Here is a 26583-nt window from a genome sequence, read left to right on the forward strand (position 1 = left end):
CGGAGGTGTGGGCTGCGGCCTTGGACAGCGTGATGCGCTCGCGCACCTCCATGCGCCGCTTGACGCTCTCAAAACTTGCCAGCGCAGCGGCTGCGTCGGCGGGCGCCACGCCCACATGCTCGGCCGCTGCCAGTGCCGCCAGCGCGTTGAGCTGGTTGTGCACACCGCCCAGGCCCCAACGAACTTCGCCGACCACCTGGCCTTGGTAAAGCACCGCAAAAGCGTCGGGCTCGCCTGCGGCGCTGAAGTCGCTGACGGCCGCGCCAAAGCTGCGCACTTCGCTCCAACAACCTTGGTGCAGCACGCGTGCCAAGCTCTCTTCGATTCCATTGACCACGATCCGGCCGCTGCCCGGCACGGTGCGCACCAGGTGGTGGAACTGCCGCTCAATAGCCGCCATGTCGTCAAAGATGTCGGCGTGGTCGAACTCCAAATTGTTCAAGATGGCGGTGCGCGGCCGGTAGTGGACGAATTTGCTGCGCTTGTCGAAAAAGGCGGTGTCGTACTCATCGGCCTCAATGACAAAGGTTTTGCCACGGCCAAGCCGCGCCGACACGCCAAAGTTGCGCGGCACGCCACCGACCAAAAAACCTGGTTGTAAGCCTGCCGACTCCAGAATCCAGGCCAGCATGGCGGTGGTGGTGGTTTTGCCGTGGGTGCCAGCGACCGCCAGCACGTGGCGGCCTTGCAGCACATGCTCGGCCAGCCACTGTGGGCCGCTGGTGTAGGGCGCGCCCGCTTCCAAAATGGCTTCCATCAGCGGGAATTTGGGCTCGCCATCGGGCAGTCGGGCGCGGCTGACGACGTTGCCAACCACGAACATATCAGGCTGCAGCGCCATTTGCTGCGCGCCAAAACCCTCCACCGTGTCTATGCCCAGCGCATGCAATTGGTCGCTCATGGGGGGGTAAACACCGGCGTCGCAGCCTGTCACGCGGTGGCCAGCCTCGCGGGCCAGGGCGGCCAAGCCACCCATGAAACTGCCGCAGATGCCAAGAATGTGGATGTGCATGGTGAGATTCTAAGGAGGGGCACAATCCCGCCATGGAATCGCTCACCCTCGAAATTGCAGCCGCCGCAGCGCGCATGGTGGTCGAAGAGGGGCTGGAGTACGGCCCGGCCAAGCGCCGCGCCATCAAGCAGCTCGGCCTGCCCGCGCGCACCGCGATGCCCGACAACCTAGCGGTGGAGGCGGCGGTGCAGGAGTACATCGCCCTGTTCTGCGCCGACACCCAGCCCCAGGAGTTGCGGGCACTGCGCGAGCTTGCCTTGGTGTGGATGCAGCGCTTTGCCGACTTTCGCCCCCACCTAGCCGGCGCGGTTTGGCGCGGCACGGCCACGCGACTATCGGACATACTGATCCAGCTTTTTGTTGATGATCCCAAGTCGGCCGAGCTGCACCTGGTCAACCAAGGCCTGCGATTTGACGTGCAAACTGTGACCGGCATCCACGGCAAACCTGTCGACATGCTCACGGTGCAAGTGCCCTGTCCGGCGCTGTCAGAACGGGTGTTGGTGCACTTGGTGGTGTACGACTACGACGATCTGCGAGGAGCGCTCAAGCCCGATGCCCAAGGGCGGCCATTGCGCGGCGATGCGGCGGCGCTGCAAAAACTGCTGCATGATCCCACCCCATGAGTGCCCCACCGCCGGATTCCCCCTCCCACAACCTGCCGCTTCGCCGCCGCGCGTTGTTGGTATCAGCCGGACTAGCGGCGGGAGGTGCTGGGCTTGGGCTGGCATGGTGGCAGTCGCGCCAGCACGGTGGACCCACCGAGCCGGTGGAGGGCTTCTGGTCCTTGCAGTGGGATACGCCGGGCGACGGGGTCCTAGCAGCCTCGACGCTGCGCGGCAAACCGCTGCTGATTAATTTCTGGGCTACTTGGTGTCCTCCGTGTATTGAGGAACTACCGCTAATTAACGATTTCTTTTTGCAAAATAAGTCCAACGGCTGGCAAGTGATCGGATTAGCGATTGACAAGACGGCCGCAGTGGCTCGTTTTCTTGAGCGCATCCCACTGGATTTCCCGATTGGTATGGCGGGCCTGTCGGGCACCGAATTGGGTCGGAGCTTGGGCAATCTTACCGGTGGCCTGCCGTTCACTGTGGTGCTTGATTCGGCAGGCGCGGTAGCACAACGTAAACTAGGCCAGGTCAAAAAGGACGACTTGCAGTCTTGGGTGGCCGTAAAGTAAGCGCTCCACCGCCATTTTCCCAGCCGCTATCCGGTGTCTTGAGGGACCGCAGGGGCGCGCTGCCCATGTTTGGTCTCGCAGGTTTGCCTACAAATAGTTGTAAATGCCGTTTTTTGGGTCGAATTTGCTGTAAATTCGCGCCCTGTTTCACGACGGTTGTTGGAGATTCCATGGATTTACGCAAACTGAAAACACTGATCGACTTGGTGTCCGATTCCAATGTCTCGGAGCTGGAGATCACCGAGGCCGAGGGCAAAGTCCGCATTGTCAAGAGTGTTGGCGCGCCTGTGCAGGCCTATGCACCTGCACCGGTGTACCAGCAGCCGGCGCCCGCCGCGCCAGCAACGGCCGCTGCAGTCGAGGCAGCGCTTCCGGTGCCCCCCTTGGCCGAAGCCGCGGCCAGCCATGCTGTGAAGTCACCGATGGTGGGTACTTTTTACCGCGCGTCGTCGCCCGGCGCCAAGCCCTTCGTCGAGGTGGGCGACAGCATCAAAGCGGGTGAGACGATTTGCATCATCGAAGCCATGAAGATCCTCAACGAGATCGAAGCCGACAAGTCCGGCACTGTGACCCACATTCTGTGTGAGAACGGACAAGCTGTGGAATACGGCCAAGCCCTGTTCACCATCGTTTAAGCCCGGCGCAACCCATGTTCAAAAAAATTCTGGTTGCAAACCGTGGTGAGATTGCCTTAAGGGTGCAGCGCGCCTGCCGGGAGTTGGGCATCAAAGCGGTGATGGTGTACTCGGAGGCGGACCGGGAGGCCAAGTACGTCAAGTTGGCCGAAGAGGCCGTCTGTATTGGCCCGGCCCCGTCGGCACAAAGCTACCTCAACATGCCCGCCATCATTTCGGCAGCCGAGGTGACCGACGCCGAGGCCATCCATCCTGGCTATGGTTTTCTGAGCGAAAACGCGGATTTTGCCGAACGCGTGGAAAAGAGCGGCTTCCAGTTCATCGGACCCACGCCGGAGTCGATCCGGGTGATGGGCGACAAAGTCTCGGCCAAGCAGGCCATGATCCGTGCTGGCGTGCCCTGTGTTCCCGGCTCCGAGGGCGAGTTGCCCGATGACCCGGTGCAGATTCGCCGCATTGCCAAAACGGTCGGTTACCCCGTCATCATCAAGGCCGCCGGCGGCGGCGGCGGTCGCGGCATGCGGGTGGTGCACACTGAGGCAGCGCTCATCAACGCGGTACAGATGACCAAGGCCGAAGCAGGTGCTGCGTTTGGCAATCCGGCGGTGTACATGGAGAAGTTTCTCCAGAACCCGCGCCACGTCGAAATCCAGATCATTGCCGACAAGTACAAGAACGCGGTGTATTTGGGCGAGCGCGACTGCTCTATGCAGCGGCGCCACCAAAAGGTGCTGGAAGAGTCGCCCGCACCTGGCATCAACCGCAAGCTGATCGAGCGCATTGGCGAGCGTTGCGTTGCGGCCTGCAAAAAGATTGGGTACCGCGGCGCAGGTACATTTGAGTTCCTCTACGAGAACGGCGAGTTCTACTTCATCGAGATGAACACCCGGGTGCAGGTGGAGCATCCGGTGACCGAGATGGTGACGGGCATCGACATCGTCAAAACCCAGATCATGGTGGCTGCGGGCGAGAAGTTGCCCTTCGCGCAGCGCGACATCGTGATGCGGGGCCACGCCATCGAATGCCGGGTGAACGCGGAAGATCCTTACAAGTTCACGCCGTCGCCAGGCCGGGTCACGATGTGGCATGCACCGGGTGGGCCGGGCGTGCGGGTCGATTCGCACGTGTACACCAATTACTTTGTGCCACCCAACTACGACTCCATGGTGGGCAAGATCATCGTGCACGGCGACACCCGCGACCAGGCCATGGCTCGCATGCGCACCGCCTTGGCAGAGACCGTCGTGGAAGGCATCAACACCAATATCCCACTGCACCGGGAGCTGATGGTGGATGCCAAGTTCATGGCCGGTGGCACCAACATCCATTACCTTGAGCATTGGCTTGAGCAGCACAAGCGTTGAGTGCGGCGCTCCCTGCTTTGATCGGGGCGAATAGCATGGAGCCAGGCGCCATGTTTGAGCTGCGTCTCATGGTCCCGCAAGACGGTGTCGAACCCGTGAGCGACGCGCTGGAGGCGCTGGACGCACTGAGCGTAAGCGTCGAAGACGCCGATGCCCAGACCGATGCCGAGCAGGCCCTGTTTGGTGAACCCGGCATGCCCGCGCCCCGTGAGGGTTGGCAGCGCTCCCGGGTGTGCGCATTGTTTTCGACGGAGCCTGAGGCAAAGCGCGCGGCCAGCCTGCTGCAGTTGCAAGATTTTTTTCATGATTCTGCAGTGCTTGGCATGCAGGCGGTGCCCCAGCAAGACTGGGTCCGGTTAACCCAGTCCCAGTTTGCGCCCGTGGAGATCACGCCTGAATTTTGGGTGGTGCCCACGTGGCATGAACCGCCAGCCCAAGCCAAGCAGCTCATTCGCTTGGACCCGGGGTTGGCCTTTGGCACGGGAACCCACCCCACGACCCGCATGTGTTTGCGCTGGATAGCGCGCAACCCGGTACCCACCAGGGTGCTGGACTACGGCTGCGGCTCAGGCATTTTGGCCATTGGAGCGGCCAAAATGGGCGCACACGAGGTGGTTGCGGTGGACATCGACGACGCTGCGGTGCAGTCCACGCGGCTCAACGCCGAGGCCAACACCGTGGTCTTGCAGGCTGGACTGCCGCAGGTGGCGCAGGGGGCCTTCGGGTTGGTGTTGGCCAACATCTTGGCGTCTCCATTGAAAGTGTTGGCGCCTTTGCTGTGCGCCCATGTGGCGCCTGGTGGGTCGCTGGTGCTGGCGGGCATTCTCGCGCGCCAGGCCGAAGAGCTTGTGGCGGCCTACGCCCCGTACTGTGCGATCTCGGTGGCCGATCAAGAGGATGGCTGGATCCTGATGGTGGGCACGGTATCTGCCAACTAGTCGAGCCTACAATTTCCCGGCGATGTCTCTGATCACACGATGCCCGGCCTGCAGCACGATGTTCAAAGTCGTACATGCTCAGTTGCTGGTGTCCGATGGATGGGTGCGCTGCGGCCAATGTGACGAAGTCTTTGATGCCAATGTGCATCTGCAGCCTTCAGCTCAGCCAGTGGTGGCCCCCACACCACCCAACAATGCAGTTGCAGCACCTGCAGCGTACGACTGGAGCGAGGTCGCCGGTATGGAGTCGCCAGCCGCTGCGGTGGCGCCCGCCACAGCCGTGGAAACTGCCACCGCGGTCGCGGTGTTGCCGGGTGATGCCTTTCTCGACCAGAGCCCTCACGCGTTGTCAGGGCCATCTGATGCCGGCATCGCGGTGCAGGATTTGTCTGGGGCTGCGGCTGGTGCTGGTGCTGCGCCTTCTTTTGTGCATGTCGCTGCGCAGCCCACACCGTCGTTCATGGCCCAAGGCAAGGCGACTTCATCCCGAGCCGGCTTAGCGGCGCGGGTCTGGATGTGGTCTGCGGCCGCAGCACTGCTTGGTGTTCTGGGCGGACAGGTGCTGTGGCACGAGCGCGATCGGATTGCTAGTTTCAATCCATCGATTGCGCCCGCGCTGGCATGGGCATGCAGTGTGTTCGGTTGCCGCATTGATGCGTTGCGCCAAGCCGATGCCCTCGTGATCGACAGCTCGTCCTTCAGCAAGGTTCTTACTCAGGTTTACACCTTGCAGTTCACGCTTAGAAACACCGGTAGCGTACCGGTGGCGATGCCGGCGGTGGAACTGACCTTGACTGATTTACAGGACCGTGTTCTTTTGCGCCGAGTTCTGCAAGCCAAGGAGTTTGCAGGCCAGAGACCGGCGCTGCCTGTGGGCGCCAGCGTGACGGCAAGTTTGCCCGTGCAGGTGCGCTCCGTGGTGGGTGCAGAGTCGATAGCAGGCTACCGCTTGCTTGCCTTTTACCCGTAAAAAAAGCCCGAGGCCTTGCGGGCGCCGGGCTTTGAAGCCATCGGTTTCCCGATTAGGGCTTGCTGGCCGTAGGAAAGGGCCAGGCGGCCTGCGGGTTCAGAGTGGTCTGAGCAGCAGGTGCAGCGGGTCCGGCAGGCGCTGCTTTGGCAGCGGGTGCTTTCGCAGCTTTCTTCGCAGCCGGCTTCTTGGCAGCTTTCTTGGCAGCGGGCTTTTTGGCAGCGGGCTTTTTGGCAGCTGCGGCTTTTTTCGCCGGAGCAGCTTTCTTGGCAGCTACCTTTTTGGCAGCCGGCTTCTTGGCGGCTACCGCCTTTTTCGCCGGAGCGGCCTTCTTAGCCGGAGCAGCTTTCTTTGCTGGGGCCTTTTTCGCCGGTGCAGCTTTCTTGGCCGGTGCGGCCTTCTTTGCTGGGGCCTTTTTCGCCGGTGCAGCCTTCTTGGCCGGTGCGGCCTTTTTCGCTGGAGCGGCTTTTTTCGCTGGAGCCGCCTTCTTAGCTGGAGCGGCCTTCTTAGCGGCCGGTTTTTTTGCAGTTGCCATAGATATCTCCTTGATCAAGTAACAAAGAGCACTTCCTGCAGGTTGGGAACCAGGAAGCGATTCATGGCGTTGGGATGATTCCCAGCGCGATGAACTCGGTGACGCTCATGCAACCGACCCCAATGAAGGCTCGGTTGTACTTGCGAATTCTGTGATGCCATTGCGCTGCGCTCAGTCCCAAGACAGAGCACCTCCTGACTGGTATTCAATGACGCGTGTTTCAAAAAAGTTACGTTCCTTTTTGAGGTCGATCATTTCGCTCATCCAAGGGAACGGATTTTCTTCGTTGGGGAACAGTGTCTCCAGGCCGATCTGGGTTGCGCGACGGTTGGCGATATAACGCAGGTAACCTTTGAACATGGATGCATTCATGCCCAGCACGCCCCGCGGCATGGTGTCCTCGGCGTAGCGGTATTCCAGCTCCACTGCCTTCTCGAAAAGCGCTTTGATCTCGCCTTTGAATTCTGCCGTCCAAAGTTGCGGGTTCTCTGCCTTGAGCTGGTTGATCAGGTCGATTCCGAAGTTGCAGTGCATCGACTCGTCACGCAGGATGTACTGGTACTGCTCGGCCGCGCCGGTCATTTTGTTCTGGCGCCCCAGCGCAAGAATCTGGGTGAAGCCGACGTAGAAGAACAGGCCTTCCATGAGGCAGGCAAACACGATCAAGGACTTGAGTAAAGTCTGGTCAGCTTGCGGTGTTCCGGTGTGGAAGCTGGGGTCCATGATCGCCTCGATGAAGGGGATCAGGAACTGGTCCTTATCGCGGATCGACTGCACCTCGTTGTACGCATTGAAGATTTCACTTTCGTCGAGTCCCAAAGACTCCACGATGTACTGGTAGGCGTGTGTGTGGATGGCCTCTTCGAAGGCTTGGCGCAGCAAGAACTGGCGGCACTCGGGCGCGGTGATGTGGCGGTAGGTACCCAACACAATGTTGTTGGCTGCCAGCGAATCCGCCGTCACAAAAAAGCCGAGGTTGCGTTTGATGATGCGACGCTCGTCTTCGGTCAAACCGTTGGGGTCCTTCCAGAGTGCAATGTCGCGAGTCATGTTGACCTCTTGCGGCATCCAGTGGTTGGCGCAGCTAGCGAGGTACTTTTCCCATGCCCACTTGTATTTGAACGGGACGAGTTGGTTGACGTCGGTCTTGCCGTTGATGATGCGCTTGTCGTCGGCGCGGATGCGGCGTGTGCTGGGTGAAAGGGCAGCAGTCGGGATGGGCGCGCCGTCGTGCAGAGTGCGCGTAGCGGATGGGACATCGGCGCGAATCGGCGCTGCATCATTGAGCGGCGCGTGCGCCAAATTCGTTGGCAGTGAGGGCTTAACTTCTTCGTCCCAAGACAGCATAAAAATTTCCAATCGGTGGATTATGAAAGCAGCGAAATGAAATGAGAAGACTTCAAGGTTTTTCTCTGCTCGCTGGTGTTGTGCAATTGCATCGCCGTGTGCGACGCACAGCGCGTGGTACAGGGCCTGCGCCACGCACTGTGACTCACTGGCAGGCCTCGCAGGTAGGATCGTCCACGCCACAAAATTTGATGTCCGTGGCAGCGTTTGAGGGCAGTGCCATTTGCGCTTGCGCAGCCGCTGCGGCGGCCTCCATTGCGCTCGACATGCGTACCCCGCCGCTGCCATCGTTGCCTGAGGCGACCGCATTCATGCGACCTGCGCTAACGGTCGATTTCTCGGCGTGGGTGGCCGACATAGTGCGCAGGTAGTAGGTGGTTTTGAGGCCGCGCAACCATGCGAGCTTGTAGGTTTCATCGAGCTTCTTGCCAGAGGCGCCGGCCATGTAGATGTTGAGCGACTGGGCTTGGTCAATCCACTTTTGGCGACGAGCTGCAGCTTCGACCACCCAATGCGTTTCCACTTCAAACGCAGTGTGGTAGAGCTGCTTGATGTCCAAGGGGACCCGGTCAATGGGGCCCAGTGAGCCGTCGAAATGCTTGAGGTCCATCACCATCACGTCATCCCACAGGCCCAGGCGCTTGAGGTCACGCACCAAATAGCTGTTGATCACCGTGAACTCGCCCGACAAATTGGACTTAACCGAGAGGTTGCCAAAGCATGGCTCAATGCACGCGTCCACACCGATGATGTTGGAGATCGTGGCGGTCGGGGCGATGGCCACGCAGTTGGAGTTGCGCATACCGTCCTGGGCGATCTTTTTGCGCAGCGCGTCCCAGTCCAGGGTAGACGAGCGGTCCACTTCCACATAGCCGCCACGCTCGGTGGACAACAAGTCGAGTGTGTCCAAGGGCAAGATGCCCTTGTCCCACAACGAGCCCTTGAAACTGGAGTACTTGCCGCGTTCACGGGCCAGCTCGGTGGAGGCCCAGTATGCGTAATAGCAAATAGCTTCCATGGAGGTGTCCGCGAATGCCACCGCAGCGTCGCTGGCGTAGGGCACACGCAGCTCGTACAGGCAGTCTTGGAAGCCCATCAGGCCCAGGCCCACAGGGCGGTGGCGCAGGTTGGAGTCGCGTGCCTTTTTAACGGCGTAGTAGTTGATGTCGATCACGTTGTCGAGCATGCGCATGGCGATCGTGATGGTGCGCTTGAGCTTGTCGTGGTCGATCACCTTGCCACCTTCGCCCTCTTTGAGGTGGCGCAGCAGGTTGACCGAGCCAAGGTTGCACACAGCGGTCTCAGTGTCTGAGGTGTTGAGCGTGATCTCAGTGCACAGGTTGCTGGAATGCACTACGCCAGCGTGTTGCTGCGGCGAGCGCACATTGCAGGCATCTTTGAAGGTGATCCAGGGGTGGCCGGTTTCAAACAGCATGGTGAGCATCTTGCGCCACAGATCGGCGGCTTGCACCGTGCGCGCGGGCTTGATCTCGCCGCGCGCGGCCTTGGCCTCGTAGGCCACGTAGGCGGTCTCGAACGCCGTACCAAACAGGTCGTGCAAGTCGGGTACGTTCGACGGGGAGAACAGGGTCCAGGTGCCCTTTTCCATGACGCGGCGCATGAACAGGTCGGGGATCCAGTTCGCGGTGTTCATGTCGTGGGTGCGGCGGCGGTCGTCGCCGGTGTTTTTGCGCAGTTCGAGGAACTCTTCGATATCGAGGTGCCAGGTCTCCAGATAGGTGCAGACCGCGCCTTTACGCTTGCCACCCTGGTTGACGGCCACTGCAGTGTCGTTGACTACCTTCAGAAAAGGCACGACGCCTTGCGATTCGCCATTCGTGCCTTTGATGTGCGAGCCCAGAGCCCGCACGCGGGTCCAGTCATTACCCAGGCCGCCGGCAAACTTGGAGAGCAGCGCGTTCTCTTTGATGGATTCGTAGATGCCGTCGAGGTCGTCAGGTACGGTGGTCAGGTAACAGCTTGACAACTGCGAGCGCAGCGTGCCGCTGTTGAACAGCGTGGGGGTGCTGGACATGAAATCGAAGGAGGACAGCACCTCGTAGAACTCGATGGCGCGGGCCTCGCGGTCAATTTCGTTGAGGGACAGGCCCATGGCTACCCGCATAAAGAAGGCTTGGGGTAGCTCAATACGCTGCTTGCCTACGTGCAAAAAGTAGCGGTCGTACAGGGTTTGCAGGCCCAGGTAATCAAAACTCAGGTCGCGCTCTGCCTTGAGTGCTGAGCCCAAGCGCTTGAGGTCGAACTGCAGCAGCTTCTCGTCGAGTAGCTCGTTGTCCACGCCTTTTTTGATGAAGCCGGGAAAGTAGTCGGCGTATGCCTGCGCCATCTCGCCCTGCGCAACGTCGCGCCCCAAAATCTCGCGGGTGATGGTGTGGAACAGCAGCCGCGCGGTGGCAAACGTGTAATCGGGGTCTTTCTCGATCAGGGTGCGCGCCGCAAGAATGGCGGCCTTGTACACCTCGTCCATGGGGACGCCGTCGTAAAGGTTGCGCATCGTCTCCGCAAGAATGGGTGCAGCGTTGACGTCGGCGCCCAGGCCGGCGCAGGCAGCCTCAATACGCTGTTGCAGCGCAGGCACATCCAGCGCAACACGTTGGCCCAATTCCACAACATACAGGACGGGCGTGCTCGGCGCGGATTGCGAGGACTGTTTGGCGCGCTCTTGGGTGCGGCGCTCTCGATAGAGAACATAGGCGCGCGCAATCTCATGGTGGCCGCCCCGCATCAGGCCGAGTTCGACATGGTCTTGCACGTCTTCAATATGGAAGGTGCCGCCGCCAGGGCGAGAACGCACCAGCGCGCGAACCACCTGCTGGGTGAGCGCGTCTACCGTCTCACGCACGCTGGCCGATGCCGCACCTTGGGTACCGTGCACCGCCAAAAAAGCCTTCATCATTGCGACTGCAATCTTGGCGGGCTCGAAGGGCACCACAGCGCCGTTGCGGCGGATGATTTGGTAGTGCGCAAGCGGGTTCGTTTGCGGGGCATCGGTGGCGTTGCGGTGCTGGAGATTCAAAACGCCTGTAGCAAGGGAGGGGGTGTCGGATACAACTGATTGCATGGTTTCCTCGTCTTTGGATCGTCATTTTTTTTGGAGGGCTAGGGGTTTGCTCAGGCCCACAGCCACGGGCCTGAAAAGTACCACCCCTGTTAGTCGACCTATACGCTATATCTGGGGTGATGACTGCCTACTAGCCACTACAGGTAGTGTATCGGACTGCAGGTGCCTCGCAAGCCTTTTGCGTGGAAAAAAGCAAAAAAGCCACATGCAAATTGCGCCCTGCGGGGAGGTACCCCCGACGCTGACCGCGTTAGGTAAGGACACCTTCGGGAAAACACCGTGGCGCCCAACCGAGGTGAGCTTGTAACCATTGCCACTGCAACCCCGCACCTGGGTCGGCCTTGCGTCCGGGTGCGATGTGTTCATGGCCTGCGATCGCCGCAATCGGGTACCGCAATGCAAGGGCTGGCAGCAGCGTCAGCAAGCAACGGTACTGGGCGCTTTCAAATGGGTCGCCCTCAAGGCCTTCTAGCTCGATACCGACCGAAAAATCGTTGCAATTCTCGCGTCCTTGGTGGCTGGAGCGACCCGCATGCCAGGCACGGTCATCGCAGCTCACAAACTGCGACAGGGAGCCGTCACGTTGAATGAAGAAATGCGCGGAGACCTGCAGGCCCACCAGCTGTGCGTAGTAAGGATGTGCAGTTGCATCGAGTTGGTTAGAAAACAACTGGTGCACTGCGTTACCGCCGTACACGCCTGGTGGCAGGCTGATGGAGTGCAGCACCACCAGGTCGACCGCGGTGCTGTTCGGCCGTGGACCAAAATTGGGCGAGGGGTGGTGCTGCGCAGGCCGGTACCAGCCTGCGTCCCAAAGCGGCGCATGAGGCACGTTGGCTTCAGTCACCCGTGTCATCACCTGCACCCATGTGGGCATCTATGGGCACGTCGATCTTCAGGCGGGCGATGCGGTAGCGCATCTGTCGCAGTGACAAGCCCAACAACTGCGCAGCCAAGGTGCGGTTGAAGCCGGTGTGCTGTAAGGCGCGCAGCAAAATCGCGCGTTCCTGCGCGTCCAGGTGGCTTTGCAGGTCAGCTGGCAGCGCGTCAATCTCCGTTGGAGCTTTGCTGGCTTGGACGTCAATCTCTTCGAGCGCGAGCTCTGGCTGGTCGGACAGGGCTACGGCCCTGTGTAAGATGTTTTCCAGCTCCCGCACATTGCCGCGTAGCGTCAGTCGCGCCAACCGTTCGATGCCCACCGTGCTGACCTGCTGCGGCGCATCCGATTCGTTGGCAATGCGTGCCAGCAGGGTTGCACACAGTGCGGGCAAGTCTTCAGGGCGTTCGCGCAGTGGGGGAATGCGGATGTCAATCACATTGAGGCGGTAAAACAAATCCTGCCGAAAGCGACCGGCCTGGACCTCGTCACGTAGATCCTTGTGGGTGGCACTGACGATGCGTACATCCACCGGCTCCTCATGGGTCGCGCCGACCGGTCGCACGCGCCGCTCTTGCACCGCGCGCAAGAGCTTGGCCTGCATTGAGTGCGGCAAATCGCCAATCTCATCCAGAAACAAAGTGCCCCCGTGGGCGGCTTGAAAGAAGCCGGAGCGGTCGTGGCTCGCGCCGGTGTAGGCGCCCTTCTTGGCTCCGAAAAACTCGACCTCGATCAGGTTCTCCGGAATCGCGCCGCAGTTCACTGCTACCCAGGGGCCGTGGCAGCGGTGGCTGTTGGCATGCAGCGCATGGGCTACCAATTCTTTGCCCGTGCCCGATTCCCCGTGCACCAGCACCGGCGCCATGCTTCGCGCCACCTTGGCAATGCGCTCGCGCACCTGCTGCATGCAGGCGGACTGACCGACCATGCGCTCCATCGCCACCTGGCCCACGTGCGCGTCAGGCGCCGGTGTGGGTTTGGCCCAGCCTGGGTGCGGGGCGGAGTGGGGCTGGGCCGCGGCCGCCACCACACTGCGAAATTGCCGCAAGTCCACCGGCTTGGTCAGATAGTCAAACGCCCCGGCTTTGAGCGACTCGACTGCATTCTCGGCAGAGCCATAGGCGGTGATCACGATGCAGCGGTCGCCGCGTTGATGGGCGCGCAGGTGGCGCAGCAAGTCCAAGCCCGAGCCGTCGGGTAGGCGCATGTCGGTGATGACCAAATCGAAGCGCTGGTCGTCCAGCAAAGCCTTGGCTTGGTTGACGTCGGCCGCTGCCTTCACCGCATAGCCTTCACGAAGCAGCGTCAGCTCGTAGAGGGTGCGCAGATCCGGCTCGTCATCGACGACCAGAATTTGCGTCGCGTCGGTCAGGTGATTTTTCGCCATGCTACCGGTGTGCTTTTGGAGGGAGACGCATCGCAATGTACTCCAGCGCTCTCAAGCGTGATGGTGAACACATTGCCTTCGCTAGTCGCCGCGTGCTGCGGATTGAGGGTGATCTGGTCTGGTGCGCGCAATGCCCGTTGGTAGTGGATACCTGCACCATGGCTTTCGCACAGCTCCCGGCAGATGTAGAGGCCCATGCCGCTTGAGCGGCTTTCCGAGGAAAAAAACGGTTCGAACAAGTGCCGCTCGACACTTTGGTCCATGGGCGGGCCGTCGCTCCACACGCTGAGCTGAACCTGTTGCGGGTCCATCGCTTGCGTGCGAACCGTGATAGCCCCGGGCGCGTTGGAGGCATAGCGACTTGCGTTGTCGAGCAAGTTGACCAGCACCCGGCGCAGGTGGTCGGCATCAAAGTGAACCTCCAACGCCAGGGGACACCAGTCGGACTGCAAGCGCGCCTGATTACCCGTTTGGCGTGCCCAGTCGCTGCAAATGCGTTCGGCAGTCTCGTTGAGTTGCAAGATCGGCGGCGTGAGTGGGTCTTGTTGCGACGGTAGGTGCGATGCGTTGAGGATGTCGTCGACCGTTTTGGCCAAGCGTTGGGCGTTTTGGTCGACCAAGCGGGTGAGTTGGCGCTGCTTTGGGTCTTGCAATTCTTCCTCCAGCAGCGCGTTCGCTTGGGTGATGGCGGCCAAGGGGTTGCGAATTTCATGCGCCACGGCAGTCGACAGGCGCCCCATGCTGGCGAGCTTTTCGGTGCGCATGCGAGCTTCTTGCTCGCGCTGGTCTTGCAGAAACAAAACGCACAGTACGTCGCCACCTACGTCCTGCGGCGCTGTAAGCCGGGTGCGCACCCGGATGCGCCTGGGGCCCTGGCCCTCAAACTTGACCACCACATCCTGCTCTTGCCCCAAGCCGCTGTCCAAGCTGCGCCGGGTCAGGGCCAATAGCGGTGCCCATGCTTCTTGCAGCTTGAGGTCTTGCAATCCTGCAGGTTGAGCCGAGCGTGGACCCAGTAGCAGCTCGGCGGCCGGGTTGATGGCGCGCACGCCACCGTCCTCGTCGACGATCAGCACCCCGTCGGGTAAAGACTCGATCACCAACGTGTTGACCTGGCGCTGCACATTGGCCGCTGCCAAGCTGCGCCGCGCGCGCAGTCCTTCGCTGGCCAGCCGACTCGACAGTTGGTTGGCCAGTAGCGCAATGGCAAAGTAACCCACCCCACTGAGCGCCGCTTGCACCAGGTAGGGTGCCGTGTCAGTATCGCGCGCCAACTGCGCCCACAGCGTGACGCCTAGGAGCAGCACCGTCACGCCCGCCGCCGTACCTAGGGCCAGTTGGAGCGACCCCAGTACCGACGCAAGCAGAATCGGCAGTACAAACAAGGGGGTGTAGTTGATGCTGGATCCATGCAGGAATTGCAGGGCCGAGAACGCCAGAACGTCGACACCGACCAGCCCGATCCAGGGCCGGTTGAACGTGCTGCCCAAGCGACGCGGTGTACCGAACAGGCCGGTGGTCAAGGTGCTTGCGAAGTAGCCCAAGCTCACCAGCAGCAACCATGGGGTCTGCACCATGCCTGCGGCAAACAAGGTGCCTTGCAGTACCACCAGCACCAGTCCCAAGGTGAAGCGGGCGGTCATAAAGCCCTGCCAGATGCGCGCAATCTCCCGGGTGTCTTGGTGGCTGCTGTTATCGGGTGGCGCTTGTGCGCCAGGCCCCATGTGCCCGGGCGCCGCGCTGGGCATCAGGACTCCCGCAATTGGCGGTGCGCCACGCTGCAGTACGTACCCTGGTGGCCTGGGGTGGCCTCCGCTGTGGGGAGGTGGACACCGCAGTGGGCGCAAGCCACCATGGCACTTGGAGCCGGTTCGGGTGGGCGTGGCTTGGGCTCTTTGCGTACCGCCGGTCTGCGCGCCGCGCGCCAGCGCCAAGCGACCACCACCAACACCAAAAACAACAGCAAGTACTTCACAGCATGCTACCTAGCAACACTTCCATCACGAAGCGCGAACCGACGTAGGCCAGAAGCAAGAACCCACTTCCAATGTAAACCCCGCGCACCGCCCGGCTGCCGCGCCAGCCAAAGGCCGCTCGTCCGGCGAGCAACACCGCAAAGGTGAGCCAGGACAGGACGGAAAAAATGGTCTTGTGGTCCCAGCGCAGTGCGTGTCCATACACCACCTCACCAAACAGGGCACCAACCACCAAGGTCGCGGTCAGTAGCACAAAGCCGGCGCTCACAAAGCGAAACGTCAAGCGCTCTAGTGCGAGCAGGGGCAGGCCACTTTGCGGGTCGACCGCATGGCGGATACGGCGTTCGGCGCGCTGCATAAACCAGGCGTGTACCACTGCGGTACCAAACAGACCGTAGCTGGCCACACCGAATGCCAAATGCACCGGCATCCAGACCGTGGCGGTGGACGACAGCGGTTGGCCAGGAAACACCAAGGCCAGCAACACCGCCAGTGCGCCCACGATGCTCAGTGCCGTGCGGGTTGGCAACTGCGGGTACATGTGGGTCTCTAGGGCGTAGCCTGCAGCCACCAACCAGAACGTGACCGAGATTGCCGGGGCAAAGCCAAAGTAGGCGGGGTTGCCCACCATGTTCCAACCCAGCACGGTGCCGTGCATCAACCAGGCGGCCACCACCCACACGGTGGCAACTTGCGGTTTGAGTTTGCCGCCGCGCAGCGCAGGCCAAGCGTAGGCTGCGGCGGCCAGCGCCGAAAGCGTCAGTATGGTGGGATGGGCGCTGGCTAAAATCATGCGCACAGTTTAGCCTTTCGCCATGCGTGGGGTGCCTGCCTGCAACCCAACCTGGCGCAAACCGCCCGAAAGCTTCGATGGCCTCCGCACTCACCGACAAACTCAGCCGCCTCGTCAAAGAAATGCGCGGGCAGGCGCGCATCACCGAAACCAATGTGGCCGATATGCTGCGCGAGGTGCGCATGGCGCTGTTGGAGGCCGACGTGGCCTTGCCGGTGGTGCGCGATTTCATTGCCCGCGTGAAGGAAAAGGCCTTGGGCGAGGAGGTGCTGGGCGCATTGCAGCCTGGCCAGATGCTGGTGGGCATTGTCAACCGGGAACTCGCTGCCACCATGGGCGACGGCGTGGCCGACATCAACCTAGCCGCCCAGCCCCCAGCAGTCATTTTGATGGCGGGCTTGCAAGGCGCTGGCAAAACCACCACCACGGCCAAGCTCGCCAAGCACCTGATCGCCAAGCGCAAGAAAAAGGTGCTGACCGTCTCGGGTGACGTCTACCGCCCCGCTGCCATCGAGCAGCTCAAAACCGTCACCGCGCAGGCCGGCGCCGAGTGGTTTCCCAGCAGCGCAGACCAAAAGCCGGTGGACATTGCATTGGCGGCGTTGGACTACGCGCGCAAACACTTTTTCGACGTGCTGCTGGTCGACACCGCCGGACGCTTGGCGGTCGACGAAGCGCTGATGCTGGAAATCAAAAACCTGCACGCCGCCCTCAACCCGGTAGAAACCTTGTTTGTGGTGGATGCGATGCAAGGCCAGGACGCGGTCAACACCGCCAAGGCCTTCAAGGATGCGTTGCCGCTGACCGGCATCATCCTTACCAAGACCGATGGCGATTCCCGTGGCGGCGCGGCGTTGTCGGTGCGACAAGTCACTGGCGCGCCCATCAAGTTTGCGGGTACCAGCGAGAAGCTGGACGGCTTGGAAGTCTTCGATGCCGAGCGCCACGCGGGACGCATTTTGGGCATGGGCGACATTGTGGCCCTGGTGGAGCAAGTCACCGCTGGCGTCAATATGGAAGCAGCGCAAAAGCTTGCGGCCAAAGTCAAAGGCGGTGCCAGCTTTGACCTCAACGACTTTCTCGCCCAAATTCAGCAAATGAAGCAAATGGGTGGCCTGTCCAGCTTGATGGACAAGCTGCCCGCAGCCATGGCCGCCAAAGCCGGTCAGGTCGACATGGACCGGGCAGAAAAAGACATACGCCGCAAAGAAGGCATCATCCATAGCATGACGCCGCAGGAGCGCCGCAAGCCCGAGTTGATCAAGGCCACCCGCAAGCGCCGCATTGCCAGCGGTGCGGGCGTGCAGGTGCAAGAGGTCAACCGCATGCTCAAGGAGTTTGAGCAAATGCAGGACATGATGAAAAAAATGAAGGGCGGCGGCATGATGAAAATGATGAAACGCATGGGCGGCATGAAAGGCATGCCCAAAATGCCATTTGGATGAAAACTATGGACCACCTTGCAACAAGTCGCGTACACCAACTGATCGCCACCTACGCCGAGAGCCACCAACATCCCACCAACGAAGTGGTCCACTTCGTGTGCGTCCCAGCGATCATGTTTTCATTGCTGGGAATGCTGTGGAGCCTCTCCCCTGCGGTGGCCTTAGCAATTGTTCTGGGTTCCTTGGTGTACTACTTTGTACTGTCGGTGCCTTTGGCTTTGGGCATGCTGCTGCTGTCAGTGGCTATGGTCTGGCTGCTTACAGAAGTGCCGCAGGCGCATCTGCTGGCGACTTCGGTTGCGGTGTTCGTACTGGCGTGGATTGGCCAGTTCATCGGTCACAAGATCGAGGGCAAGAAGCCCGCGTTCTTTGACGATGTACGCTTCTTGCTGATCGGCCCGCTGTTCGTGCTGGGCTTTCTGTACCGCCGCCTGCGGATTGCGTACTGAGCGTTCGGCTCTGGCGCCGCCGCCCTGCGCCAAAACCTGGCGACGCAAGCGGCCAGGCGCGCACCGCTCCCGCGGTCATGGTGGGTGCGATGGATGCTGCTGTCGCTCCTGCGCTTGCTTGTGCTGGTGGTAAAAATTAGCCAGTACGTCAAACGCTAGCTTGCGTGTGGTTTTGTCTTCGGCAATCAGACCCTTGCGGTTGAAGCCTTGGTTGAAGACCGTCTGGCGCCGCTCGGAGCGGAAGTCGTATAGCAGCCAGGGCGTCATGCCGCAGATATAAGGCGCTTTGGACAGTCGTTCGATCTGCTGTTCGAACACATGGGCCTGGCACTCTTCCGTGAAGAATTCGTTGGTGCGACCGTGGTGCCCCGCCAGCGCATCGGCGCCGGTTTCACTGATCAAGACGGGCTTGTCGGGCGCTGATGCATGCAAAAGACGGTCGAGGCCAGAAAAGTCAGGCTCGTACCAGCCGAAGTACTCGTTGATGCCGATCACGTCGATGTGCTCGGTGAGCCGGTCTTCGATGCAGAACTTCTGCCGGTTGATCAGGCAGGCTGCTGCGATCAGGCGCGTGGCGTCGTGGGCCCGGGCGGTGTCGGCCAATTCGCGCATGAACGCCAGGCGTGCGTCGCTGTCCTCGTTCTCGTTGCCTACCCCCCACAGGATAACGGATGCACGGTTGCGGTCCCGGCGCACCAGTTCAGCCAATTGGTTGCGTGCGTCGGCCAGTGTGGCGGGGTTGGCAAAGGCTATGGCCCAATACACCGGAATTTCTTCCCATAGCAAAAAGCCAAGTTCATCGGCGATGCGGGCCACGTGCGCATGGTGGGGGTAGTGCGACAGGCGCAGAAAATTGCATCCCAGCTCGCGGGCGTCGGCGAAGCGCCTTCGCACATCCTGCTCGGTAGACACCTTGCCCAGGTCGGCGTCGTCCTCGTGCACGCAAATGCCTTTGAGGTAGATGCTTTGGCCATTGAGCAGGATGCGTTGTCCGACCGTGCGGATTTCGCGAAAACCGACCAGGTCGCGTACCACGTCCTCGCCCAGACGAAACTCCACTTGGTAGCGGTAGGGGTCCTCGGGTGACCACAGCCGGGGCTGTGCGGGCAGCACCACCTTGGCGTGGCCCGCGCGAACGCGGATGGTGTGTGCGATACCAAGCCCCGCGATACGGAGTTCCACATCGGCATCGACCGCGTCCGACAGCGTCACATCAGCGACCAGATGTTGGTAGCTGCCGTCTGGTTGGAGCTGGACCGAGGCGTCCCGGATGAACAGCGCAGGCAGGTGCAGCAGCGCCACCTCGCGGTAGATGCCGCCGTGGTTGAACCAGTCGAAGTGCTGCATCGGCACCCGCTGGCGTTCACGCCGGTTGTCCACTTGAATCTGCAGGCGGTTTTCACCGGCGTGCAGGTGTGCGCTGAGCTCAACGCAAAACGGGGTGGAGCCGCCCAGGTGCGTGCCAAGAAAGCTACCGTTTAGAAACACGCGGGATTGGTAGTTGGCAGCGCCTACGCACAGCAGCGTGCGCGGACGGGCCGCATCGGGCACGTGGGTCAGCATGCGGGTGTACCAGGCTGCACCTTCAAAGTAGCGCCACTCTGGGCGCTGGGTGGTCCAGCACGCGGGCAGGTTGAGCACTAGGCCCTGGCCCGCATCGTAGTCGCGCGGCTTGGGCCACTGCGGCGCTGGCAAGGGAGTGTCTTGGTACCACTTTTGGCGCAAACCTTCGTCGAACAGGTCCAGCGTGAAATGCCAGGGGCCATCGAGCGGCAGATGCGCTCGCGTGCTCCAGTCGACCAATGTGTCTGCGCCGATGGTAGGTGTGTTGGTCGATTGCGCGTAGTCCTCGTCGTGGAGGTGCGCGAACGGATCGACGGCGCTGTGCTTGGCGTCGTTGTTTGCGTTGGTGGTGTGGGCGTTCATGCTTGCGCCTCCCGAAGTGGGCGACTTTGGCGGTAGCCGATGCCTACCATCCGCCGGAAGACCCAGCCGCTGCCGGTGGGCGACCATTCGGGCCAGAGGCATTCGGCGATCATGGCGATGGCGATCCAGCGAAACCATGTGGCGAAGGTGTTGGAGAGTCCTTGCACCTCTTGGTAGCCGCGGGCCCAGCCGTCTTGGCGTCGGGGCGCAACACCGGGTCCGCCACGCACATCGGCAAAACCACCATCGGCGTTCTGGAACGCCAGCAGCTCCGCAAGGAGGATGCGAAGCCAATCGCGGATCTCGCCGCGACGGTGGTCGATCTGCCGGTATGCATGCACCAGCAGATCGACTAAATCCACGTCAATGCAGGCACTGTGGATGCGAGGCGCCTGAGTCAGGCAGTAATTCACCGCGCGGTCTTGGTAGGCCAGTGTGCGCCCTGTGGCGTACCAGAGGTGGTAGTTGTGCATGGAGCCGGCCATGGCGTGCAGCAGACGCTCGGGATGCGCGTGCTGACCTACACCCCAGAACCCGGTGCTTGGTTCCTGTAGCCGGTCATGCCAATCAAACAAGGTTTGCAGGGCGGCGCGCGCCGCAGCCTGGTCGGTGCTATCACCTTGCGCCACCAGGAGCAACAAGAAGCTGCCCAGGTTGACAATGTTGTTGCCCTCCAGCCAAGGGTCGCGCAAGTCGCGTTCGCACAGCCACGACTTGAGTTGCAGCGGCTCCAACATCGGACGCACAAAGTCCAACACTGCCGGATGGTCGGGCACTAAGCAGTCGATGGCACCCAAGCTGTAGTTGGTGACATGGAAGTCAATGTACCGCCAGGTCTCTGCCAAATCGGGCTTTTTGAATACAGCGTCGTCGCGCATACCGTGTATGCGAAATACGCCGTCGGACCGCCGTTGCCCGAGCAGCCATTGCACCAAGGGCTGGTGCAGCGTGCTGTCGCGCTCCAAGTCCCCCAGCAGCGCCCGGTTGATGGTGCCGTTGTAGGTTCCAGGCAGCAGCATGCCCGGCCACTGGGCCGTGTCGTGCGCGGCGCTGATGCGCAGCACGCCCTGGGGGTATCCCTTGGCCTGCATGCTGTGCAGCCAGGCCAAGCTGCGTTCGCGGGCCTCCACAATGGAGGTCTGCAGATCCAGGTCGGTGGGTACGGGGCGGGAGACGGCAGTCAGTGGCGGCATGGCGGGACCTGGGGTTCGAGGCTCAGCCCTTGACGGCGCCGGCCGTCATACCGGACATGACGCGTCGCTGGGCAATCAAAAAGAAGAGCGTGACCGGGATGGTGATAAGCACCGACATGGCCATGATGCCTTGAAAATTCACGCCGAGTTCGCCATTGAGATTCATCAGCGCCACCGGCAGGGTGTAGGTGTCGGGCGAACGTGAGACCACCATCACCGGTAGCCATTGCGCCCAGTTCAGAAGGAAGGTGATGATCGTTGCGGTCGCCACCACGGGCATGGCCATGGGCAGCACGATAGAGAATAGGATTTGCGCTTCGGTGGCGCCGTCGATCACGGCGGCTTCCATCACCGACTTCGGAATCGTTTGAAAAAACTGCTCGAAGAGGAAGAACTGAATGGGCCCGAGCGCCAAAAACAAAATGATGCCGGTGTAGCTGCCCAAAAGCCCCATCTTGAACATCACGATGTAAACCGGAATTACCAGCAGCATGTAGGGGTACATGATGGTCACCATGAACCCTGCGCGCAGCAGCCGGAACACCCAAAACGACGGTCGCCGCACCAGCGCGTAAGCGCCCAGTGCCGTCACCAAAACACCCAGCACGGTGGAGGCGCTGGTGATCAGCAGGGAATTGAGCGCATAGCGCCACAGCGGGGTGCCGCCGACGCTGGCAATCTCGCGCAGAACATCCAGCGAAAGCGTCTCGGGCCAAGGGCGCAGCGGTGAGGCCAGAATCGCTTGGCTGGTGCGAAAGGCACTGACCAGCATCCAGTAGTAGGGGTACAGGCAGACCAGGGTCACCAAGCCCGCCACCGCCCAGGCCAGGGTCTTTTGCCACCAGGGTGCGCTGTGCATGTCAGTGCCCCGCCTCGCGGCTTTGCAGCCGCATCAGCCCCGCTGCCAACACGATGACGATGGCGAAGAGCACGCTGGCCATCGCGGTAGCTTCGCCATAGCGCCCCTGGTCGAAAAGCTGGTAGGCGTAATAGCTCAGGAAATTGGTCGAATCGTTGGGGCCGCCCTTGGTCATCACCGCCACAACGGTAAAGGTCTTGAGGTACTGGATTAGGGCGTAGACGCTGTTGACCAGCAAGGCCGGGCGCAGCTGAGGCAGCACCACATGCCAGAACTTCTGCGTCGCACTGGCACCGTCAATCTCTGCGGCCTCCATCTGCGCCTTGTCGCACAGCGCCAGGTTGGCGAGGAAAACGATCACATAAAAGCCCAGGTGGTGCCACAGCTCCGCCAGCAGCACCGCCTGCAGCACCGTCGAGGTCGAAGACAGCCCGCCGAAAGTCGGCAGATGCAGTGCACTCAGGGCGATATTGATGGCCCCGAAGCTCTGATCGAAAAGCCAGCGCCAGACCACGTAGCCTGCAATGTCTGGGGTCACCACGGGCAGAAACACCGCCAGCTTGAAAAACGTGCGCCAGCTTCCCACCAGGGCCGAGTTGAGCAGCAGCGCATACAAGAGCGCAAGCACCACGGTGCTGGTCACCGCCAACAGCGTATAGAACAGCGTGCGCCAGAGCGAGGCCACGAACACCGGGTCGGCAAAGATGGCGATGTAGTTGGCCAGTCCGACCCAGGTTGGGTTGGGTTTGAGCGCACTGGCGGACTGGGTGAACGAGGTCTGGATGGACAGGAGAATGGGCCACACCCCGAAGACGGCAGTGAGTGCCGCAAAGGGAAGCACGAACAGCCAGAACACGCCGATGGCTGGCGCGCGCGGAGGGTGTAGCGCCAAGCCCGCCATCACACGGCCAGTCCCGAGGCGCTGTCAAACAGGTGCATGGCAGCGCTTGCCAGGTAGATGGTGCGCGCGCTTCCCGGCGCCTCACGAAAGGACGCGCTGCACCGCGCCACCAGCTCGCAGGCTCCGACCGCAAACGTCACCAAGGTCTCAGCGCCCAATGGTTCGGTGATGACCACATGCGCAGGCACTGGTACGCCGCCGTGGTCCGCGAGGCTGATGTTCTCAGGGCGAATGCCAAAGGTGTGCGATTGCGCTGCGCCGGCTCGTTGTACCAAGTCAGGTGGTAAGGTCACAGCCACGTCGCCCAGCACGGCATGGCCCGCTTCGACGCGGCAGGGCACCAGATTCATGGGTGGTGAGCCGGTAAAGGAAGCAACGAACAGCGCCGCGGGCGTGTTGTAGACGTCCTGTGGCGTGGCGTACTGCACCTTGTTGCCTGCGCTCAACACCGCAATCCGGTCAGCCAGCGTCATGGCCTCGACCTGGTCGTGGGTGACGTAGATGATGGTCGCACCCAGCCGCTGGTGCAGCTTCTTGATTTCGCTGCGCATCTCGGTGCGCAACTGCGCGTCGAGGTTGGACAGCGGCTCGTCAAACAAAAACACCTTGGGTTGGCGCACGATGGCACGTCCAATAGCGACCCGCTGGCGCTGACCGCCCGACAGTGCCGAGGGCTTGCGCTCCAGCATGTGATCGATGCGCAGCAGTCGGGCGGCGTCCAGGACGCGCGTGCGGATCTCCGTCTCAGGCGTCTTGCGCAAGCGCAGCCCAAAGGCCATGTTGTCGTACAGCGTCTTGTGGGGGTAAAGCGCATAGTCCTGGAACACCATGGCGATGTCCCGGTCGCGCGGCGCCACCTCGTTGACGCGCCTGCCATCGATGCGCACTTCACCGCCGCTGATGCCTTCAAGGCCGGCGATCATGCGCAACAGCGTGCTCTTGCCGCAGCCCGAAGGCCCGACAAAGACCACCATTTCGCCGTGCGCGACCTCTAGGTCGATGCCGTGGACAACGGTGGTCTTGCCGTCGTAGGACTTGGTAACCTGGTGCAGTTCGACGCTGGCCATGGGGCAGCGGCGCGCCTACTTTTTGGCCACTGCAAGCTTGGCCTGCAGTTCGCGCATTTCACCTGCGGTTTCCGTGATGAAGGCCTTCCAGTTGGCAGGTGGCTTGGCCAGTGCGCTTAACAACTTGCGGTGGTAGGCGGCTTCAAGTTCCGGGTACCACGGGTGGATGGACTCCGGGAAATCGTAGGCCGACAGGCTGTGGTTGGCCAGAGCAAAGTAGCGCTGGCGCTCGGACAGGGCCGACAGGTCCAAGTCCTTGCGCACGGCCGAGCCCACGTTGTCCAGCGAGGCCTGCTGGGCAGGCTTGCTCAGCATGAACTTGGCAAACTCAACCGCGATGGCCTTGTTGGGCGAATTCTCTGGCACGGCCACGCCGCGCATACCGCCAATCACCACCGAATTCTTGCGCCCCTCAAAAGCGGGCCAGGGGCCGACGAGAAAGTCCCCGTTGAGTACCGCTGCGCCGTCCCATTTCTTGACGTTCCAGTCGCCCACCCGGAACATGCCAGCCCGCTGGCCTTCAATGACTTGGTACATCTCGCCAAACGAGTGGTTGATGGTGTCCGGTGCAACGTAGCGGTATTCGGTAAAGGTCTTGAGCACTTCTTCAAGCACACGGGCGCGTGCCGGCTCGTCAATCACGACCTTGCCACTGGGGTCCACCAAGGTGTGGCGCAGGCCCGAACCGAAGGTGAACAGGTCAATCATATGGACCAAGTCGCGCGGCTTGGCCGCTTGCAGTGCCATGCCAAAGGTGTTGGCCTTGCCGTCGCCGTCGGGGTCGCTGTCACGGAACTTCACTGCGACCCGCTGCACGTCGGTCCAGGTGGTGGGGAACTTTTCACCGACCTTGTCGAGCCAGCTCTTGCGCACCCCAAAGCCCATCTGCACGCGTTGAATCGGCAGAATAATCATCTTTTGGCCTTGGGTGGCCACGCGCAAGTCGTCGTCTGTCAGGAAAGCCTTGTCGGACACCGACGCCAGTACCGGCCGCAGGTCCATGAGCTTGTTGGTTTGGTCCGAGACGCGGATGACACGCTCGTAGTTGTTGTAGATCAGGTCCGGCGCGGTGTCGGTGTTGAGCGCGGAAATCGAGCGGCCAAACCACTGGTCGGTGGGGTAGCTGACCGACTTCACGGTCACGCCCGGACGCTGCTTGGCGAACTCGGCACCCATGGCCTGGAACCACTTGATGCCGTTCTCGCCGAGGTCGTGCCAGACGACGATTTCCTGGGCATGGGTCTGGCCCATGAACAGCGCGGTGGCGGCAGCCGCCACGAGGGTTTTGAAGGTTTTTCTCAAACGCATGGTTGTCTCCGGTGGGTCTGGGGTGGTGGGGCGGGAACAGGTAAATCAGACAGTCACAAAATTGGGAAAACGTTTACCTAAATTCTGTAACGCTATTGGATAATGCTCAATACGCGTAATCCCTAACATGCCCAAGACCACCACCCGAACCGTCCATCCGGTCCTTGCAGCAACCCCGGCCGTGAACACAGCTGGACCCCGCGAAAGCGTATCGATCTCGGCGGTGGCGGCGCATGCGGGCGTGTCGATTGCCACAGTCTCTCGGGTGGTCAATGGGGTCACCAACAAGGCCTCGGCCGGCACGGTAGCGCGGGTGCAGGCGGCCATCACAGAACTGGGTTATCGCCCCACGGGCGCGGGTCGGTCGCTGCGCAGCGGGCAGAGCCGACTGGTCGCGGTGCTGGCGGCCAATATGTCCAATCCCACCATGCCAGCCATCGTCTCGGCGGCCGAGGTGGCTTTGCGCGGCGCGGGCTATGTGATGGTGCTGTGCGACACCCACGAGCAGCCCGATTTGCAAGACGAATACCTGCTGGAGATGCGCGCGCACTATGCGCGCGGCCTGGTGCTTTTGGGCGCGGTGGATAGCCCGGTGCTGCGCAGCTTTGTCCGCTCCGGCGAGCCCTTGGTGTTCGTCAACCGTCGCTCACCGGTGCCGGGCCCGGGCCAGGCCCATGTGGGCATCGACAACCTGGGGGCCGGTGGCGACGTGGCGCGCTGGATCGCGACCCAAGGGTGGACGGAACTTGGGCTGATCCACGGCAACTTGGCGTCGTCGGCCACCGCCGACCGGGTGAACGGCTTTCGCGCCGCCCTCAGCACCTGCGCCCTGCGTCTGCCTAGCCGTCGCATCCAGACGGTGGTGGGCAAGGAGCATTTGCAAATTGGCTATGAAAGCATGGGCCGCTTGCTGGCCCAGACTACGCCGCCCAAGGTGGTGTTTTGCACCAGCGACCTGATTGCCTATGGTGCGCACCGCCGCGCGCTGGAGGCTGGACTGGAGATCGGCCGCGAATTGGTGCTCATAGGCTTTGACGACAGCCCGATGAACGCCTGGATCGCGCCCTGGTTGCATGCGGTACGGGTGCCGTATGCGGCCTATGGCGAGGCCATCGTGCGCTCCTTGGCCGACCGGCAGGCCGGGCCGATCATCTTGCGCCATGAGTTGGTGGTGCGACCTTGATGCCCTACGCCGAACAACGCCGCACACACGCAAAGCCGCCGCGCGGGCCTGCGGTGAAAAAAAATGTTCCCCGCTTGTCGATTGGCAGGTGTCCCGCGCATCTACAGGGTGAGTCAAGCAATCTCGCGACGACTTATCCCACAGGATTTACCCTCA

24 protein-coding genes are annotated in these 26583 nt (G+C 61.6%); 9 read left to right on the top strand and 15 right to left on the bottom strand.

The genetic code is table 11. The annotated features are described in order from the left end of the window. On the bottom strand, positions 1 to 1012 hold a 1012-nt coding region (mpl, locus tag ACILRC_RS12845), incomplete at its 3' end, for a UDP-N-acetylmuramate:L-alanyl-gamma-D-glutamyl-meso-diaminopimelate ligase (RefSeq protein WP_395669770.1). A 32-nt stretch (positions 1013 to 1044) separates the two neighbouring features. On the opposite strand from mpl, the gene ACILRC_RS12850 reads away from it, so the two are divergent. From ACILRC_RS12850 to ACILRC_RS12875, 6 genes are all read left to right on the top strand, one after another. Beyond that, positions 1045 to 1638: a hypothetical protein gene (locus tag ACILRC_RS12850; protein ID WP_395669771.1), complete on the top strand. Its 594-nt coding sequence runs from the start codon at positions 1045 to 1047 to the stop codon at positions 1636 to 1638. Beyond that, positions 1635 to 2195, top strand: coding sequence for a TlpA family protein disulfide reductase (locus tag ACILRC_RS12855; RefSeq protein WP_395669772.1), 561 nt, complete (start codon positions 1635 to 1637; stop codon positions 2193 to 2195). Before ACILRC_RS12850 ends, ACILRC_RS12855 begins: the two co-directional genes overlap by 4 nt. 170 nt (positions 2196 to 2365) lie before the next feature. Then, positions 2366 to 2830, top strand: coding sequence for an acetyl-CoA carboxylase biotin carboxyl carrier protein (accB, locus tag ACILRC_RS12860; protein WP_395669773.1), 465 nt, complete (start codon positions 2366 to 2368; stop codon positions 2828 to 2830). Positions 2831 to 2844: 14 nt separating this feature from the next. Then, complete coding sequence (gene accC / locus ACILRC_RS12865; RefSeq protein ID WP_395669774.1) at positions 2845 to 4194, top strand: acetyl-CoA carboxylase biotin carboxylase subunit; 1350 nt, start codon at positions 2845 to 2847, stop codon at positions 4192 to 4194. A 50-nt stretch (positions 4195 to 4244) separates the two neighbouring features. After that, on the top strand, positions 4245 to 5132 hold the full coding sequence (gene prmA / locus ACILRC_RS12870) for a 50S ribosomal protein L11 methyltransferase (RefSeq protein WP_395669775.1): 888 nt from the start codon (positions 4245 to 4247) through the stop codon (positions 5130 to 5132). A gap of 22 nt (positions 5133 to 5154) precedes the next feature. Continuing rightward, on the top strand, positions 5155 to 6102 hold the full coding sequence (locus tag ACILRC_RS12875) for a zinc-ribbon and DUF3426 domain-containing protein (RefSeq protein WP_395669776.1): 948 nt from the start codon (positions 5155 to 5157) through the stop codon (positions 6100 to 6102). A gap of 52 nt (positions 6103 to 6154) precedes the next feature. Here ACILRC_RS12875 and ACILRC_RS12880 read toward each other — a convergent pair whose 3' ends face one another. The 8 genes from ACILRC_RS12880 to ACILRC_RS12915 all read right to left on the bottom strand — a co-directional run bounded on the left by ACILRC_RS12880 (position 6155) and on the right by ACILRC_RS12915 (position 16096). After that, on the bottom strand, positions 6155 to 6634 hold the full coding sequence (locus ACILRC_RS12880) for a histone (RefSeq protein ID WP_395669777.1): 480 nt from the start codon (positions 6632 to 6634) through the stop codon (positions 6155 to 6157). Between the two features lie 171 nt (positions 6635 to 6805). Continuing rightward, positions 6806 to 7981 (bottom strand): ribonucleotide-diphosphate reductase subunit beta, encoded by a 1176-nt coding sequence (locus tag ACILRC_RS12885; RefSeq protein ID WP_395669778.1) that lies wholly within the window; start codon positions 7979 to 7981, stop codon positions 6806 to 6808. A gap of 145 nt (positions 7982 to 8126) precedes the next feature. Continuing rightward, the gene (locus ACILRC_RS12890; protein ID WP_395669779.1) at positions 8127 to 11063 is read right to left on the bottom strand and encodes a ribonucleoside-diphosphate reductase subunit alpha; all 2937 of its coding nucleotides are present in this window, start codon (positions 11061 to 11063) and stop codon (positions 8127 to 8129) included. 250 nt (positions 11064 to 11313) lie between these two features. Further along, the gene (ampD, locus tag ACILRC_RS12895; RefSeq protein ID WP_395669780.1) at positions 11314 to 11940 is read right to left on the bottom strand and encodes a 1,6-anhydro-N-acetylmuramyl-L-alanine amidase AmpD; all 627 of its coding nucleotides are present in this window, start codon (positions 11938 to 11940) and stop codon (positions 11314 to 11316) included. Next, positions 11903 to 13327 carry a sigma-54-dependent transcriptional regulator gene (locus tag ACILRC_RS12900; protein ID WP_395669781.1) on the bottom strand — a complete coding sequence of 475 codons (1425 nt, stop codon included), beginning with the start codon at positions 13325 to 13327 and terminating at the stop codon, positions 11903 to 11905. The genes ampD and ACILRC_RS12900 overlap by 38 nt, the downstream gene beginning before the upstream one ends. Next, complete coding sequence (locus ACILRC_RS12905) at positions 13309 to 15075, bottom strand: ATP-binding protein (RefSeq protein ID WP_395669782.1); 1767 nt, start codon at positions 15073 to 15075, stop codon at positions 13309 to 13311. Before ACILRC_RS12905 ends, ACILRC_RS12900 begins: the two co-directional genes overlap by 19 nt. After that, a complete protein-coding gene (locus ACILRC_RS12910) occupies positions 15075 to 15302 on the bottom strand; it encodes a PP0621 family protein (protein WP_395669783.1) in 228 nt (75 codons plus the stop codon). Before ACILRC_RS12910 ends, ACILRC_RS12905 begins: the two co-directional genes overlap by 1 nt. After that, on the bottom strand, positions 15299 to 16096 hold the full coding sequence (locus ACILRC_RS12915; protein WP_395669784.1) for an inner membrane protein YpjD: 798 nt from the start codon (positions 16094 to 16096) through the stop codon (positions 15299 to 15301). The genes ACILRC_RS12910 and ACILRC_RS12915 overlap by 4 nt, the downstream gene beginning before the upstream one ends. 77 nt (positions 16097 to 16173) lie before the next feature. Between ACILRC_RS12915 and ffh the strand changes: the two genes are divergently transcribed. Then, on the top strand, positions 16174 to 17541 hold the full coding sequence (gene ffh, locus ACILRC_RS12920) for a signal recognition particle protein (RefSeq protein WP_395669785.1): 1368 nt from the start codon (positions 16174 to 16176) through the stop codon (positions 17539 to 17541). Positions 17542 to 17546: 5 nt separating this feature from the next. Next, entirely contained in the window at positions 17547 to 17990 is a 444-nt protein-coding gene (locus ACILRC_RS12925; protein ID WP_395669786.1) for a DUF962 domain-containing protein, read from the top strand. A gap of 75 nt (positions 17991 to 18065) precedes the next feature. On the opposite strand, the gene ACILRC_RS12930 is transcribed toward ACILRC_RS12925, so the two are convergent. From ACILRC_RS12930 to ACILRC_RS12955, 6 genes are read right to left on the bottom strand one after another with little or no spacing between them, the layout of a single operon-like run. After that, positions 18066 to 19916 (bottom strand): glycoside hydrolase family 2 protein, encoded by a 1851-nt coding sequence (locus ACILRC_RS12930; protein WP_395669787.1) that lies wholly within the window; start codon positions 19914 to 19916, stop codon positions 18066 to 18068. Beyond that, positions 19913 to 21109 carry a hypothetical protein gene (locus ACILRC_RS12935; protein WP_395669788.1) on the bottom strand — a complete coding sequence of 399 codons (1197 nt, stop codon included), beginning with the start codon at positions 21107 to 21109 and terminating at the stop codon, positions 19913 to 19915. Before ACILRC_RS12935 ends, ACILRC_RS12930 begins: the two co-directional genes overlap by 4 nt. Before the next feature lie 22 nt (positions 21110 to 21131). Continuing rightward, positions 21132 to 21968: a carbohydrate ABC transporter permease gene (locus tag ACILRC_RS12940; RefSeq protein ID WP_395669789.1), complete on the bottom strand. Its 837-nt coding sequence runs from the start codon at positions 21966 to 21968 to the stop codon at positions 21132 to 21134. Between the two features lies 1 nt (position 21969). Next, entirely contained in the window at positions 21970 to 22860 is an 891-nt protein-coding gene (locus ACILRC_RS12945) for a carbohydrate ABC transporter permease (protein WP_395669790.1), read from the bottom strand. A gap of 8 nt (positions 22861 to 22868) precedes the next feature. Continuing rightward, the gene (locus ACILRC_RS12950; protein ID WP_395669791.1) at positions 22869 to 23936 is read right to left on the bottom strand and encodes an ABC transporter ATP-binding protein; all 1068 of its coding nucleotides are present in this window, start codon (positions 23934 to 23936) and stop codon (positions 22869 to 22871) included. 15 nt (positions 23937 to 23951) lie between these two features. Then, complete coding sequence (locus ACILRC_RS12955) at positions 23952 to 25244, bottom strand: ABC transporter substrate-binding protein (RefSeq protein ID WP_395669792.1); 1293 nt, start codon at positions 25242 to 25244, stop codon at positions 23952 to 23954. A 127-nt stretch (positions 25245 to 25371) separates the two neighbouring features. Between ACILRC_RS12955 and ACILRC_RS12960 the strand changes: the two genes are divergently transcribed. Further along, the gene (locus ACILRC_RS12960; RefSeq protein ID WP_395669793.1) at positions 25372 to 26427 is read left to right on the top strand and encodes a LacI family DNA-binding transcriptional regulator; all 1056 of its coding nucleotides are present in this window, start codon (positions 25372 to 25374) and stop codon (positions 26425 to 26427) included. The last annotated feature ends 156 nt before the right edge of the window (positions 26428 to 26583 follow it).

The sequence above is a fragment of the Rhodoferax sp. genome (assembly GCF_044236835.1).
In the GTDB taxonomy this organism is placed as follows: Bacteria; Pseudomonadota; Gammaproteobacteria; order Burkholderiales; family Burkholderiaceae_C; genus Allorhodoferax.

Coding starts and splice junctions, on each gene's coding strand:
- ACILRC_RS12850 (WP_395669771.1), top strand. CDS start 1,045: ATGGAATCGCTCACCCTCGAAATTGCAGCCGCCGCAGCGCGCATGGTG.
- ACILRC_RS12855 (WP_395669772.1), top strand. CDS start 1,635: ATGAGTGCCCCACCGCCGGATTCCCCCTCCCACAACCTGCCGCTTCGC.
- accB (WP_395669773.1), top strand. CDS start 2,366: ATGGATTTACGCAAACTGAAAACACTGATCGACTTGGTGTCCGATTCC.
- accC (WP_395669774.1), top strand. CDS start 2,845: ATGTTCAAAAAAATTCTGGTTGCAAACCGTGGTGAGATTGCCTTAAGG.
- prmA (WP_395669775.1), top strand. CDS start 4,245: ATGTTTGAGCTGCGTCTCATGGTCCCGCAAGACGGTGTCGAACCCGTG.
- ACILRC_RS12875 (WP_395669776.1), top strand. CDS start 5,155: ATGTCTCTGATCACACGATGCCCGGCCTGCAGCACGATGTTCAAAGTC.
- ACILRC_RS12880 (WP_395669777.1), bottom strand. CDS start 6,634: ATGGCAACTGCAAAAAAACCGGCCGCTAAGAAGGCCGCTCCAGCTAAG.
- ACILRC_RS12885 (WP_395669778.1), bottom strand. CDS start 7,981: ATGCTGTCTTGGGACGAAGAAGTTAAGCCCTCACTGCCAACGAATTTG.
- ACILRC_RS12890 (WP_395669779.1), bottom strand. CDS start 11,063: ATGCAATCAGTTGTATCCGACACCCCCTCCCTTGCTACAGGCGTTTTG.
- ampD (WP_395669780.1), bottom strand. CDS start 11,940: ATGCCCACATGGGTGCAGGTGATGACACGGGTGACTGAAGCCAACGTG.
- ACILRC_RS12900 (WP_395669781.1), bottom strand. CDS start 13,327: ATGGCGAAAAATCACCTGACCGACGCGACGCAAATTCTGGTCGTCGAT.
- ACILRC_RS12905 (WP_395669782.1), bottom strand. CDS start 15,075: ATGCCCAGCGCGGCGCCCGGGCACATGGGGCCTGGCGCACAAGCGCCA.
- ACILRC_RS12915 (WP_395669784.1), bottom strand. CDS start 16,096: ATGATTTTAGCCAGCGCCCATCCCACCATACTGACGCTTTCGGCGCTG.
- ffh (WP_395669785.1), top strand. CDS start 16,174: ATGGCCTCCGCACTCACCGACAAACTCAGCCGCCTCGTCAAAGAAATG.
- ACILRC_RS12925 (WP_395669786.1), top strand. CDS start 17,547: ATGGACCACCTTGCAACAAGTCGCGTACACCAACTGATCGCCACCTAC.
- ACILRC_RS12930 (WP_395669787.1), bottom strand. CDS start 19,916: ATGAACGCCCACACCACCAACGCAAACAACGACGCCAAGCACAGCGCC.
- ACILRC_RS12935 (WP_395669788.1), bottom strand. CDS start 21,109: ATGCCGCCACTGACTGCCGTCTCCCGCCCCGTACCCACCGACCTGGAT.
- ACILRC_RS12940 (WP_395669789.1), bottom strand. CDS start 21,968: ATGCACAGCGCACCCTGGTGGCAAAAGACCCTGGCCTGGGCGGTGGCG.
- ACILRC_RS12950 (WP_395669791.1), bottom strand. CDS start 23,936: ATGGCCAGCGTCGAACTGCACCAGGTTACCAAGTCCTACGACGGCAAG.
- ACILRC_RS12955 (WP_395669792.1), bottom strand. CDS start 25,244: ATGCGTTTGAGAAAAACCTTCAAAACCCTCGTGGCGGCTGCCGCCACC.
- ACILRC_RS12960 (WP_395669793.1), top strand. CDS start 25,372: ATGCCCAAGACCACCACCCGAACCGTCCATCCGGTCCTTGCAGCAACC.